The sequence below is a fragment of the Ruegeria sp. YTSC199 genome, from assembly GCF_059609725.1.
The window spans coordinates 144,984-157,621 of sequence record NZ_JBXWMF010000002.1 but is presented as its reverse complement, the minus strand read 5'-3'; the positions used below and the strand labels follow the sequence as shown (position 1 = coordinate 157,621).

The 12,638-nt window shown below is 59.6% G+C and carries 12 protein-coding genes; 2 read left to right on the top strand and 10 right to left on the bottom strand.

The annotated features are described in order from the left end of the window. Positions 1-21: 21 nt before the first annotated feature. The 5 genes from AC2FEE_RS02455 to scpA all read right to left on the bottom strand — a co-directional run bounded on the left by AC2FEE_RS02455 (position 22) and on the right by scpA (position 5,048). Positions 22-996, bottom strand: a complete 975-nt coding sequence (locus AC2FEE_RS02455; protein ID WP_496862831.1) for an endonuclease/exonuclease/phosphatase family protein — start codon at positions 994-996, stop codon at positions 22-24. A gap of 5 nt (positions 997-1,001) precedes the next feature. After that, entirely contained in the window at positions 1,002-1,682 is a 681-nt protein-coding gene (locus AC2FEE_RS02450) for a TerB family tellurite resistance protein (RefSeq protein WP_496862830.1), read from the bottom strand. 42 nt (positions 1,683-1,724) lie between these two features. After that, positions 1,725-2,216: a GNAT family N-acetyltransferase gene (locus tag AC2FEE_RS02445; protein WP_496862829.1), complete on the bottom strand. Its 492-nt coding sequence runs from the start codon at positions 2,214-2,216 to the stop codon at positions 1,725-1,727. Then, complete coding sequence (locus AC2FEE_RS02440; RefSeq protein ID WP_496862828.1) at positions 2,213-2,815, bottom strand: VOC family protein; 603 nt, start codon at positions 2,813-2,815, stop codon at positions 2,213-2,215. The genes AC2FEE_RS02445 and AC2FEE_RS02440 overlap by 4 nt, the downstream gene beginning before the upstream one ends. 106 nt (positions 2,816-2,921) lie before the next feature. Beyond that, positions 2,922-5,048, bottom strand: coding sequence for a methylmalonyl-CoA mutase (scpA, locus tag AC2FEE_RS02435; protein WP_496862827.1), 2,127 nt, complete (start codon positions 5,046-5,048; stop codon positions 2,922-2,924). A gap of 168 nt (positions 5,049-5,216) precedes the next feature. Between scpA and AC2FEE_RS02430 the strand changes: the two genes are divergently transcribed. Continuing rightward, positions 5,217-5,663, top strand: coding sequence for a DUF4174 domain-containing protein (locus tag AC2FEE_RS02430; protein WP_496862826.1), 447 nt, complete (start codon positions 5,217-5,219; stop codon positions 5,661-5,663). A gap of 76 nt (positions 5,664-5,739) precedes the next feature. On the opposite strand, the gene AC2FEE_RS02425 is transcribed toward AC2FEE_RS02430, so the two are convergent. Further along, positions 5,740-7,785 carry an ATP-binding protein gene (locus AC2FEE_RS02425; RefSeq protein WP_496862825.1) on the bottom strand — a complete coding sequence of 682 codons (2,046 nt, stop codon included), beginning with the start codon at positions 7,783-7,785 and terminating at the stop codon, positions 5,740-5,742. Positions 7,786-7,899: 114 nt separating this feature from the next. Continuing rightward, a complete protein-coding gene (locus tag AC2FEE_RS02420; protein WP_480590004.1) occupies positions 7,900-8,103 on the bottom strand; it encodes a hypothetical protein in 204 nt (67 codons plus the stop codon). Between the two features lie 650 nt (positions 8,104-8,753). Here AC2FEE_RS02420 and AC2FEE_RS02415 point away from each other — a divergent pair. Further along, positions 8,754-9,905, top strand: a complete 1,152-nt coding sequence (locus AC2FEE_RS02415; protein WP_496862823.1) for a DcaP family trimeric outer membrane transporter — start codon at positions 8,754-8,756, stop codon at positions 9,903-9,905. Between the two features lie 87 nt (positions 9,906-9,992). On the opposite strand, the gene AC2FEE_RS02410 is transcribed toward AC2FEE_RS02415, so the two are convergent. The 3 genes from AC2FEE_RS02410 to AC2FEE_RS02400 all read right to left on the bottom strand — a co-directional run bounded on the left by AC2FEE_RS02410 (position 9,993) and on the right by AC2FEE_RS02400 (position 12,596). Beyond that, complete coding sequence (locus tag AC2FEE_RS02410; RefSeq protein ID WP_170400455.1) at positions 9,993-10,346, bottom strand: alpha-amylase family protein; 354 nt, start codon at positions 10,344-10,346, stop codon at positions 9,993-9,995. Positions 10,347-10,479: 133 nt separating this feature from the next. After that, a complete protein-coding gene (locus AC2FEE_RS02405; protein ID WP_496862821.1) occupies positions 10,480-10,965 on the bottom strand; it encodes a DUF6497 family protein in 486 nt (161 codons plus the stop codon). Positions 10,966-11,063: 98 nt separating this feature from the next. After that, the gene (locus tag AC2FEE_RS02400; RefSeq protein ID WP_496862819.1) at positions 11,064-12,596 is read right to left on the bottom strand and encodes an acyl-CoA carboxylase subunit beta; all 1,533 of its coding nucleotides are present in this window, start codon (positions 12,594-12,596) and stop codon (positions 11,064-11,066) included. Positions 12,597-12,638: the final 42 nt, after the last annotated feature.

The window sequence follows — 12,638 nt, the reverse complement described above, 5'->3', positions numbered from 1 at the left end:
GTGACGCCCCATGATGAAAGGTCAGAGGTCGATATCCAACGTAACTGGGAAATGGTCAGATGCCGTCAGCAGTGCCTGTCGCAGGTCCGGCAGGGCCCGGAGGCTGGCGTCCTTCAGCGGGTGCCATATCCGCCAGGCAGGACGCCGGGCGCGGAGGTTTTCACTGACCATGATGTAATCCAACAGCGCCTCGAGAAATTGGCCGCCCTCCCGGGCAAACCGGGCTGTAGACGGGGCCGGATCCGCGCCTTTCGCGTGTGGATCGAACAATCCGGCCTGCAGCAAAATCTCGACTGAAGACCGCCCGAACAGATGCTCAAACTCATCCAGCCCCGGCCCGTCGTTCAAATCCCCCAACAGAATGACCTGCTCTCCGTCCGCGATATGCGCCCCTACCCGACGGGACAGCCAAACGGCCTGCGCCAGCTGCTTTCGGCGGTTCGCAATCGAGATTCGGATCGCCTCGTCCCGCGATCCGGCGCCGTGCGGTGCCTTGGATTTCAGATGCGCTCCGATCAGCCGAACCTGCGCCCCAGCCCGGGTCTGCACCGCCAACTCCATTGGTGGTTTGGAAAAATGCACATGGTCTTCGGTGGCGTCGATATCGAGGTCGATTTGAAACACCCCGTCAAAACGTGGCGCCCTGTCGCCCGCGACCGGATCGTGCCGCGCGGTCAGCGCATTGGGGTCGTACAGCAGGGCAATTTCCTGATGGGTGTCGTTTGCAAATCCCATAATCGCGTGCGAGGTGCGCAGATCGAATGCCTCAGCAAAGCTCTGCAACGCGCGGATCGTGTCCTGCGTCTTGCCAGAGTTCGGTGCCTCGACGATCAGGATCGCGTCTGCGTCGACCGCCGTCAGAACCTTGGCGATGGCCTCGACCTGCTGCGCTTTGGTGACGTTGTGGCGGCCGGACCAGCTGTCATCGACGACCAGATTGTCGTTGCGATCGAACAGGTTGGCGAACCATTCGATATTGTAGGTCGCCAGACGCATCGCGGTTAAGCCCGCGCGCCGTTGATCTCGTCCCAGGCGCGGTTGATGTCAATCATCTTCTTTTCGGCCAGACGGACGGCTTCCTCGGGCACACCGCGAGCCATCATCGCATCGGGATGCGTCTCGCGTACCAATTGCCGCCAGATCTTGCGGATATCAGGCAGCGGCATGTCTCGGGGCACACCAAGAACCGTGTAAGGATCCTTGGGCGCGTCAGGCACAAATCGCGCGCGCAGGGCGAGGAACTGCGCCTCGGACTGGCCAAAAATGCGGCTGACCTCTTCCAGGAACTCGTTTTCGTTGGGATGATAGAACCCGTCGGCCATGGCGATGTGAAACAGCCCCTCCATCAGATCACAGAGGGTGGTGCTGTCATCGGCGAACATGCGGGCAATCTTGCGGGCATAGTCCTGATAGCCGGCAACATCCCTTCGGGCCATGTCGAACACGCGTGCCGCGCCGGCCTCGTCTTCACGCGCGATCTGGAAGACGTCGCGAAAGGCTGTCACCTCGTCGCGTGTCACCTGACCATCGGCCTTTGCCATCTTGGCACCCAGCGCAATCACGGCAATCGCAAATGCGACCGAGCGTTCGGGCGGAGTGCGCAGTTTCTCAAAAACAGCCGTCAGGCTTTCGCCTTGGGCAAGCGCGCTCAGCGCGTCGGATATACGAGTCCAGATCGACATGAGCGCACCCTAGCGCCCCAAATCGCAACTGTCAGGTGCAACCTATTCGTCAGTCGCAAGAATTTTCTGCATCAGCACAAGGTCCAACCATTTGCCCCATTTGTACCCGACCTCGGGCATGAGACCCACCTGCGTGTACCCAAGCGCAGCGTGAAACGCGACTGCCCCCGGGTTGGTTGAGGAAATCCCGGCAACCAGCACATGCACGCCCTCTGCCTGCGCCACGTCCTCAAGCGCGGACATCAAGGCCCGCCCGGCGCCCTGCCCGCGCGCCTCTGGGGCCAACTGGATTGTATGCTCGCGGCAATGCGCATAGCCCGGGCCGTTACGAAACAAACTGTAAGTGGCAAAGCCCAGAACCTGTCCATCCGTTTCGACCACCAGATAGGCAGGACCGCGGGTTGCAATGTCCGTGGCAATGGTATCCACGCTGCGCTCGTCGGTGGTGAATGTCACCAGCGTATCGCGAATGATCGCATTGGTGATTGCAACGATTGAGGGGGCGTCCGAAATCTGCGCCGGTCTAATGATCATTCCAACACGCGCGGGCCATGCGGTGTTTCGAACTCGGCCCGCAATGCTGCGGGGCCGGTGTCAAACACCACAGTTTCCAAATCACCCAGCAACCGGGCCAGATCCAGCGCATCGGGGTGGAAAACCACAAGGCGCCGAAGGCGGCACCCGCTGTCCTGCAGCATCTGCGCCGGATGCAGATCGCCGTGCCATTGAATCAGGGCGGGAAACAGGTTGTCGAATGGCAGCCTTCCGTTGGGAGGCACCGCCATTTGCCACCTCAACGCGCCACGGGCCAAATCAATCGGCTGCCCCACGCCATCAGGGAATATGGACACGGAAGCTTCAATATTCGAAACCCGGCAAATCCAGTTGCTCAGGCGCGGCGAGCCTGTAAACCGGTCAAGGTCGAACCACCGTGTGCGTTCCACCTTGGGCGCCTGCGGATCTATTGCGATGGCCTCCAGGTACAGCCCATCCCGCAGCCCTAACAGACGGTTGTGAGTCCCAAAGACGTCGTGCTTGCCACCGTCTTGCAGCGACACACCCAAAGCATCTTCGATGTGCGCAGATGCAGCTTCCAGCGTCTCACCCGCCACGGCCAGATGATCTAGTAACACGTGCAGCCTCCTAAAGCATTGCGACCAGACCCGCGAGGGGTCTGGTCGCATGTTTCCGTCAAAGGCGCGGGATCACAAGATTTTTCGTCAAAAAATCTCGTTGGGCTCAACCTTTGGCTTCGGCAATCAGACGCAGAATGTCCTGCGCGGCCTCGGGGATATTGGTACCCGGCCCAAAGATCGCCTTGACCCCGTGGTCATAGAGGAACTGATAGTCCTGCTGCGGAATCACACCGCCGCAAATGACGATGATATCATCGGCCCCGGCCTTCTTGAGTTCCTCGACCAGCTGTGGCGCAAGCGTCTTGTGCCCCGCTGCCTGCGAAGAGATCCCGACCACGTGCACGTCATTGTCCACGGCGTCCTGTGCGGCTTCGGCTGGCGTCTGGAACAGAGGTCCAACGTCCACGTCAAAGCCAATATCCGCAAAGGCGGTGGCGATCACTTTGGCGCCCCGATCGTGCCCGTCCTGCCCCATCTTGACCACCAAGAGGCGGGGGCGACGACCTTCCACCTCGGCAAAATTTTCGATGGATTTCTGGATCGCGGCAAAGCCTTCGTCGCCCTCGTAGGCGGCGCCGTAGACACCGGCCAATGTCTTCACCTCGGCGCGGTGACGACCGAACTCTTTTTCCATTGCCATGCTGATCTCTCCTACGGATGCGCGGGCACGGGCGGCCTCGACCGCGGCAGCCAGCAGGTTTCCGCCCTGTTGGGCGGCCTCGGTCAAGGCGCCCAACGCCTGTTGGCACGCGGCCTCATCGCGGGTCGCGCGTATGCGTTCCAGTCGCGCGACCTGCGCTTCTCGCACGGCGACGTTGTCGACGTCCAAGATGTCGATCGGGTCTTCCTGTTCCTTGCGGTACTTGTTGACGCCAACGATCACCTCGTCGCCCCTGTCGATCATCGCCTGACGACGGGCTGCGCTTTCCTCGATCCGCAGCTTGGGCATACCCGAGGCGACAGCCTTGGTCATGCCGCCCATCTCTTCTACTTCTTGCATCAGGTCCCAGGCTTTTTCGATCAGCTCGTTGGTCAGGCTTTCGATGTAGTAAGACCCCGCCAGCGGATCGACCACATCGGTCACGCCGGTCTCTTCCTGCAGCACCAACTGCGTGTTGCGCGCAATGCGGGCCGAGAAATCGGTGGGCAGGGCAATCGCCTCGTCCAGCGCGTTGGTGTGCAAAGACTGGGTGCCTCCCAAAACCGCGCTCATCGCCTCATAGGCGGTGCGGATGACATTGTTATAGGGGTCCTGTTCCTGCAGCGACACGCCCGAAGTCTGGCAGTGGGTCCGCAGCATCTTGGACCGTTCAGATTTTGCGCCAAAGTCGGTCATCACCCGGTGCCACAAGGTACGGGCCGCACGCAGCTTGGCGATCTCCATGAAAAAGTTCATGCCGATGGCAAAGAAGAAGGACAAACGACCTGCGAACTTGTCCACGTCCATTCCGGCCTCGGTCGCGGCGCGTACATATTCCCGGCCATCAGCCAGCGTATAGGCCAGCTCCTGCACCAGGTTCGCCCCGGCCTCTTGCATGTGATAGCCCGAGATCGAGATCGAATTGAACTTCGGCATTTCGTTCGAGGTAAACTCGATAATGTCCGAGATGATCTTCATCGACGGCTCAGGCGGGTAGATATAGGTGTTACGGACCATGAACTCTTTCAGAATGTCATTCTGAATGGTGCCGGACAGAACCGACTTGTCATGCCCCTGTTCTTCGCCCGCCACGATGAAATTCGCCAGGATCGGAATCACCGCGCCATTCATCGTCATCGAGACCGAGACCTTGTCCAGCGGGATGCCGTCGAACAGGATCTTCATATCTTCGACACTGTCGATGGCCACACCGGCCTTACCGACATCGCCGACAACGCGCGGGTGGTCACTGTCGTACCCACGGTGCGTCGCCAGATCGAAGGCGACCGAAACGCCCTGCTGACCAGCTGCGAGGTTCCGGCGGTAGAAGGCGTTCGATTCCTCAGCAGTTGAAAACCCCGCATACTGACGGATCGTCCAGGGACGCCCTGCATACATCGTCGCCTTCACCCCGCGCGTGAACGGCCCGAAGCCGGGCAGCGACCCCATATGTGGCAGGTCGGCGGTATCGTCCTGCGTATAAAGCGGTTTGACGTCGATGCCTTCCAGCGTGTCCCTGGTCAGGTCTTCCAGTGGACGACCGCGCAGCTCTTTTTCGGCCAGCGCCTGCCAGTCTTTCGTATCGGTCATAGCGATATCCTTTTCTCAATTCGGGTCGCGGCAGGGCAGGCCCCACGCGATGTGATCTTCGGGGCGGCCAACCCAGCCGCGATCAAACGCAAGATTTTGAACGTTTGGTGCAATTCGCCGGTCGCATTCGTCGGCGCAGAGGCTATATTCAATTCAACAGGAGGCCCCATGACACGAACGCTTGCCCTTGTTTTCTCGGCACTATTCCCGTTGGCCGCGATGGCCGCCGACGGGTCTGCACCGGTAGAGGACGAATTCGTCCGCCCCACAGGTGATAGCGAACTCAGTGAGTTTCTCTGGGTTAGTCGGCCCATCGTCGTATTCGCCGACACGCCCGCCGACCCGCGGTTCCAGCAACAGATCGACATGCTGGTCGAGGGCGAAGCAGCCATGCGAGACCGCGACGTGGTTGTACTGACCGACACCGACCCTTCAGCGCGATCACCGATCCGATCACAATTGCGGCCACGGGGATTCCAGATGGTATTTGTCGACAAGGATGGCGTCGTCAAACTGCGCAAACCGTCCCCATGGAGCGTGCGCGAAATCGGCCGGTCCATCGACAAGACCCCCCTGCGCCAACGCGAGATCCGCGAACGGCGCGAGGGCGGCTGAGCGCCTTCGCCACGCGCCAAGCCACCGACGCGAAGCGCCGGTGACCGAGTGCGATATAGCAAAAGCGCAGTCATGATCATTCGAACTCGATGATCACATCATCCACGGCGAGGCTGTCGCCGGGGCCAGCATTGATCTTGGCGACGGTGCCCTTTTTCTCGGCGCGCAGGATGTTCTCCATCTTCATCGCCTCGACGGTGCAAAGTGCCTGACCTTCCTGCACCTCCTGCCCCACTTCGACGTTAATCTTCACGATCAGGCCGGGCATCGGGCAGAGCAGCATTTTCGAGGTATCGGGCGGCAGTTTTTCGGGCATCAGCTTGGCCAGCGCGGCCTGATGTGGACGGCGCACATGCACCTTCAGATCCGCGCCCCGGTTGCGAATACGGAACCCGCCCGAGATTTTTCCAACCTTCATGACCAGAGGGCTGCCATCAACGTCCACGACAGCAAGCTGATCGCCCGGTGTCCAATCCGACACGACGCGCAAGCTTTCACCGTCGGCGAACTTGACGGTCGCGCCTTCCTTGTCGGCCTTGACCTTGACGTCGAACTCCTGCCCTTGCAACGCCACGTTCCAGCGTTTGCCGACCTTACGTTCGTGGTTGTCCATTCGACCCGAAACACGCGTGCGGCGGATCTCGGCCACACGATACATCGCCGCGCAGGACGCCGCGATCCTACGCAGATCAACTGCAGACAGTTGAACGCCTTCGAATCCGTCCGGGTATTCCTCGGCAATGAACGCCGTGGTCATGTCACCGCTGACGAATTTCGGATGGTCCATCACGGCGGACAGGAACGGCAGGTTGTGGCCGATGCCTTCGACCTCGAAACTGTCCAGCGCTACGCGCATCGCTTCAATTGCCTGTTCACGGGTGGGCGCCCATGTGCAGAGTTTGGCGATCATCGGGTCATAATACATGCTGATCTCGCCGCCTTCATAGACGCCGGTATCATTGCGCACGGCGGTTTCGCCCTCGGGAGCGTCACCCTGCCACTTGCCGTTAACCAACAACGGGCCGGCGGCGGTTTCCTGTGGCGGGCGATATCGGGTAAGTCGGCCAATCGACGGCAAGAAGCCGCGATACGGGTCTTCGGCATACAGACGGTTTTCAATGGCCCAGCCGGTCAGGGTCACGTTGTCTTGCGTGATCGACAGCTTCTCACCGGCAGCCACGCGGATCATCTGTTCGACCAGATCGACGCCAGTGATCAGCTCGGTCACCGGATGCTCCACCTGCAAGCGGGTGTTCATTTCGAGGAAGTAGAAGTTCTTTTCGCCATCGACGATGAACTCCACCGTACCGGCGCTGGCATAGTTCACAGCCTTGGCCAGGGCCACGGCCTGTTCACCCATCGCCTTGCGGGTTTCGGGATCAAGGAAAGGCGACGGGGCCTCTTCCACCACTTTCTGGTTGCGGCGCTGGATCGAGCATTCGCGTTCACCCAGGTAAATCCCGTTGCCGTGGCTGTCGCAAAGGACCTGAATTTCGATGTGTCGCGGTTGCGTCACGAATTTCTCGATAAAAATGCGGTCATCACCGAAGGAGTTCGCGGCCTCGTTCTTGGACGACTGGAAGCCTTCACGCGCTTCCTCATCGTTCCACGCGATCCGCATACCTTTACCACCGCCACCTGCGCTGGCCTTGATCATGACGGGATAGCCGACTTCCTGACTGATCTTGACCGCTTCATCGGCGTCTTCGATCAGGCCCATGTAACCGGGAACGGTCGAAACGCCCGCATCCTGCGCGATTTTCTTCGAGGTGATCTTGTCACCCATGCTTTCAATCGCACCGACCGGAGGACCGACAAAGGCCACACCTTCGGCTTCCAGCGCCTCGGCGAATTTCGAGTTTTCGGACAGGAAGCCATAGCCGGGATGAACCGCCTGCGCGCCGCTTTGGCGGATGGCGTCCATCACCTTGTCGATCACAATATAGGACTGGTTCGCGGGCGGCGGACCGATGTGAACAGCCTCATCCGCCATCGACACGTGCAACGCGTTTTTGTCCGCGTCCGAGAAAATGGCAACGGTGCCAATGCCCATTTTACGAGCGGTCTTGATGACCCGGCAAGCGATCTCGCCCCTGTTGGCGATCAGGATCTTGTTGAACATGGAACGTCCTTTGTCTTGGTGTTCTGGAAACGCAAAACGCCGCCACGGGGCTTGAACCCCACGACGGCGTGTTGCGCGATGACGGTCGGGGCGACGGGCGCCCCGTAGTTTAAATTAGTAGCAGTTCTTTTGCGTCTTGCAGTAAAGCACGTTGCCCGCGGCACCGACCGCAGCGCCAACGAAAGGATCGGCGCCCAGGACCGCGGAACCCAGCGCCCCTGCGCCGCCGCCAAGCAAGGCCTGCTCGCCGAACGAGTCGCCACAGGCCGCAAGCCCCGCGCAGGTCGCCACGGCAAGGATGATTTTTGAGATTCGCATACGCTCTGCCCCTTTTGGTTTCTTGATGCGTCGCGGCGCTGATGGCTTAAGAGCGGGCTGATATTCAATAACAACCCCCGCAAATCTGCGTTTTGCGCAGATTTATGCCGCTTTAAACGCAATGCGCGCATAAAGAAAAACGCGGGCAAGGTATTGTGAGCTTCACAAACCTGCCCGCGGAAGGAAGGGGTACGGAATAGTAGGTGCTTGTGCGGCGCAGGCAAAGTAGAGCCGCACGGCCCATTCACATTGCACGGCACAATTAAGGCCGCAAACAATGTATTGTTTCCAAGAGAGATTCCGGCTGGAATTCGCCCATACGGCGAATTCCCGCGCAAATTTGCGCCGAAACGCTGCACGATCAGGTGCGCGAAACCGGCCGCCCGCACAGTCACATTGGTGTTACAAAGCTCACCATCGACACATGTTTCTGCACGTGCATCATCACGGCCTGGCGCCGTCCATCGCTGCAAATCCCCGTTCACAGTCACAAGGTTAACTGATCTGTTCACCCAGCCGTGAAAACTCGCGAACCTTCCCACAATTTTGCTTGAGAAATCGCGCCGATCCCGTCCCATTCTCGTGATTTCCCACACTGACATTTGAGTGGAACTCTGGCCGTGCACTTCTGCACACAAGGGAACACCCAAATGATTATAAAGAGAAAAAAGGCATTCCTGCTTGCTGCCTCTGCTCTTAGCGTGACCGGCACGCTGGCCTTTGCCCAAGATGCCGAAACCCAGGCTGAACTGGATGCGTTGCGCGCCCGGATCGAAGCGCTGGAATCCACAGGACCGGGCACCACCCCCGGAGAATTCAGGATCGGCAACACCACTCTGGACGTCTACGGCTATGTCAAAGCCGACTTCTTCTATGACTTCGAGTTCGACCAGGGCGACACCGCCTTCGTGAACGTCATCGGTGAGCCCTCGGCAGCCACTGACGGCACCTTTGGCGCCACCGTACGCCAATCGCGGATCGGTTTGCTTACGACCACACCCAGCGCCATTGGTGACATAGGCGGTCAACTGGAGGTTGACCTTTTTGCGTCGAACGGCACCGCGGAATTTCGATTGCGCCATGCCAATATCCGAGTCGGAGACAATTGGCTGATCGGCCAGTACTGGACCAACTTCCAGCCGCTGGACACCTATCCGACCTCGGTCGAATTCAACGGCCCCGTTGGAATCGCCTTCGCCCGTGTTCCGCAGGTCCGCTACACCAACAGTTTCGGGACCAACACGTCCTTCGCCGTTTCGGTCGAAGAAAACGTCAGCGGGTCGAACTCGGATGATCCGGTGCTGACCGCCGCGGCGGAGTATAACGACGGCACCTATATCGCCCGCGCGGCAGCCCTCTATGGCAAAGCCGAAGGCGGTGGTGTCGAGGTGGACCAAACCGGCTTTACCCTGTCCGGATCGGTGCGTCCGTGGCAAGGCGGGCTGTTTCAGGTCAACTATGTCAACGGAGAGGCCCTTGGCCCCTATCTGATCGGCCTTGGTGATGCTGTTGTTGGTGGTCAGGCCAACGACGTGGACGGTTACACCATCGAGTTCCGTCAGGACCTGGGAGAAAAGTGGAATGTCGGCATCGCTTACGGCAAGGAAGACTATGACTTGCCGACCTCGACCGGCACATTGTCTTTTACCGAGTTGGAGACGATCCACGTCAACGCCTTCTATCAGGCCACCGAGAACCTGACGCTGAGCGCCGAGTACATCTATGGCGAGCGGAACGACGAACCCACGGGCCGGACGTTTGACGGCAATCGTGTTCAGGTCGCCGCGCAGCTGAATTTCTGAACGCACAGAACCGCCCTGCCCGCAACCGGGCAGGGTTTTCTCCGAAGGGGCCCCCGGATGGATATGTGCGACAGCGGCCTGCACGGTTCAGCGCACCCCGTCGAAGATATCGGGGAACGACATCCGCGCTGCGTCCACATCAATGACCAGTAAAGCGTCATAGCTGGCCGGATCAAACGGGTCTTCGGCCGGGATCACTTCGCGCTCGAACAGCCAACTCAGGCGGCCGGCGTCCAGATTGCCACGCTCGAATGGCTGATCCCCGAAGGTCTGCCACAGCGCTTCCATGAATGCGGCATCCGCACGACGGTCGGCCGGTTTGCGATCACGGAACCGCTCGCGCCGTGTTATCGGCGTGACCCCTTTGGGGTTCGCGCGGCGAATGGTGAACTGAAAATCCGTCCCCGGAAGACGCCCGGGAAAACCGCGGTGCTTCAGCATTCTGGCACCTCACTGTTCACTGAGATTAGGGAAACAGAATCGCCCCCAAAAGCAGACGGGATCATATCGCGCACCTCCAAAGCCGCATTGGTTTTCAGAAACGCTCTGAGGTGGTGAATACGGGGTTTCATGGTCAGAGCCCCTCCCAGATACATTGGGATTGCTCCAACCGATAGGCTTCAAAAAACTGCGTGGCGTCAGGCGTGGATCGGCCGAATTCGACAGGCCGGTCAGACAACGAGATCACGACACGCGCCGGATCAAGCTCATGGTGCGCCACATAGGCAACCGCTAGGGTCTGGCACAGGTGTTCCATGTCATTCGAGGCCACGTCATAGCCGATTCGTCCAGCGGTGTAACCGATCTTGGGCGCCACAAAACGGAACCTGACCCATAGCTCGCCCGGGGTGTTGTCCAGCAGCACATCGCTCAGATGCACGGGCTGTCCCGACGGAACCGGCAACGGGTTTTCGGACTGCGCGACAGCGGAAGATGACCACCCCAGAAGCATCAGAATAAAGGCGCGACCCCAGCCCCGGTTGACGCGGGCTCCTCTCTCCGGGGTCGCGCGCGCATGGCTTGTGGCCCGCGCTGTTCTATGTCTGATGGGGTCAGTCATCTATCAGCTTTAGTCTCAAAGTCAAACTTCCGCTCGACAGTTACGTCATGATCCGCCGACGGAGTGGCCCCCGGCAGGCGGTTCCTTTGGACACCCCCTTACAAGGGGATATTGTCGTGTTTTTTCCACGGGTTCTTCAGCTGCTTGTTGCGCAGGCTGGCAAACGCACGGGACACACGGCGGCGGGTGGATTGCGGCATGATCACCTCGTCGATGAAGCCACGTTCGGCGGCGACAAAGGGGTTGGCGAACCGGTTCTCGTAATCCTGCGTGTGCTGCGCGATCTTTTCCGCATCTCCCAGGTCGGCGCGGTGAATGATCTCGGTAGCGCCCTTGGCGCCCATCACCGCAATCTCGGCGGTGGGCCACGCATAGTTGAAATCGCCACGCAGGTGCTTAGAGGCCATAACATCATAGGCACCACCATAAGCCTTGCGGGTGATCACGGTGACTTTCGGGACGGTCGCTTCACCATAGGCGAACAGCAGCTTGGCACCGTGTTTGATCACACCACCATATTCCTGCGAGGTGCCCGGCAGGAAGCCCGGCACGTCCACCAGCGTCAGGATTGGAATCTCGAAACAGTCGCAGAAGCGCACAAACCGTGCCGCCTTGCGCGAGCTGTCAATATCCAGACACCCGGCCAGAACCATAGGCTGGTTAGCCACGACACCGACGGTCTGCCCTTCAAGCCGGATGAAACCGGTGATGATGTTTTTGGCGTAGTCTTCCTGAATCTCGTAAAAATCGCCCTCATCCGCAACTTTGGTGATGAGTTCTTTCATATCGTAGGGCGTGTTCGGGTTGTCGGGGATCAGCGTGTCCAACGAGGTCTCGATCCGCTCCGGGCTGTCAAAGAACGGACGCACCGGAGGTTTCTCGCGGTTGTTGAGCGGCAGGAAGTCGACCAGGCGGCGCACTTCGGCCATCGCCTCGACATCGTTTTCAAACGCGCCATCCGCGACCGAGGACTTCCTGGTATGGGTCGAAGCACCACCCAGTTCCTCGGCCGTAACGACCTCGTTGGTGACGGTCTTCACGACATCAGGGCCGGTCACGAACATGTAGGAGGTGTCTTTGACCATGAAAATAAAGTCGGTCATCGCCGGGCTATACACCGCGCCACCCGCACATGGCCCCATAATCACGCTGATCTGTGGCACCACGCCCGAAGCCATGATGTTGCGCTGAAACACCTCGGCATATCCCGCCAGCGAAGCCACGCCTTCTTGGATTCGCGCGCCGCCCGAGTCGTTGATTCCGATCACCGGCGCACCATTCTGGATCGCCATATCCATGATCTTACAGATCTTCTGCGCATGAGTTTCTGACAGCGAGCCGCCGAACACGGTGAAATCCTGACTGAACACATAGACCATGCGGCCATTGATTGTACCCCAGCCAGTAACCACGCCATCGCCCGCAGTCTTTTGTTTTTCCATCCCGAAATCTGTACAGCGGTGGCTGACGAACATGTCGAACTCTTCAAAGCTGCCTTCATCCAGCAGCAGTTCGATTCGCTCGCGCGCGGTCAGCTTGCCACGCCCATGTTGCGCGTCGATACGCTTTTGCCCACCACCCAGCCGGGCATCGTTGCGGCGGTCTTCAAGCTCGGTAAGGATATCTTTCATGGCGCTCATTCCCTGTGAGATTTCGCGCGACACTATACGCAT

What these genes read in the sequence shown, in the direction of transcription:
- scpA (WP_496862827.1), bottom strand. Translation starts at nt 5,048, where the DNA reads ATGACCGATACGAAAGACTGGCAGGCGCTGGCCGAAAAAGAGCTGCGC.
- AC2FEE_RS02425 (WP_496862825.1), bottom strand. Translation starts at nt 7,785, where the DNA reads ATGTTCAACAAGATCCTGATCGCCAACAGGGGCGAGATCGCTTGCCGG.
- AC2FEE_RS02415 (WP_496862823.1), top strand. Translation starts at nt 8,754, where the DNA reads ATGATTATAAAGAGAAAAAAGGCATTCCTGCTTGCTGCCTCTGCTCTT.
- AC2FEE_RS02420 (WP_480590004.1), bottom strand. Translation starts at nt 8,103, where the DNA reads ATGCGAATCTCAAAAATCATCCTTGCCGTGGCGACCTGCGCGGGGCTT.
- AC2FEE_RS02405 (WP_496862821.1), bottom strand. Translation starts at nt 10,965, where the DNA reads ATGACTGACCCCATCAGACATAGAACAGCGCGGGCCACAAGCCATGCG.
- AC2FEE_RS02400 (WP_496862819.1), bottom strand. Translation starts at nt 12,596, where the DNA reads ATGAAAGATATCCTTACCGAGCTTGAAGACCGCCGCAACGATGCCCGG.
- AC2FEE_RS02410 (WP_170400455.1), bottom strand. Translation starts at nt 10,346, where the DNA reads ATGCTGAAGCACCGCGGTTTTCCCGGGCGTCTTCCGGGGACGGATTTT.
- AC2FEE_RS02450 (WP_496862830.1), bottom strand. Translation starts at nt 1,682, where the DNA reads ATGTCGATCTGGACTCGTATATCCGACGCGCTGAGCGCGCTTGCCCAA.
- AC2FEE_RS02445 (WP_496862829.1), bottom strand. Translation starts at nt 2,216, where the DNA reads ATGATCATTAGACCGGCGCAGATTTCGGACGCCCCCTCAATCGTTGCA.
- AC2FEE_RS02455 (WP_496862831.1), bottom strand. Translation starts at nt 996, where the DNA reads ATGCGTCTGGCGACCTACAATATCGAATGGTTCGCCAACCTGTTCGAT.
- AC2FEE_RS02430 (WP_496862826.1), top strand. Translation starts at nt 5,217, where the DNA reads ATGACACGAACGCTTGCCCTTGTTTTCTCGGCACTATTCCCGTTGGCC.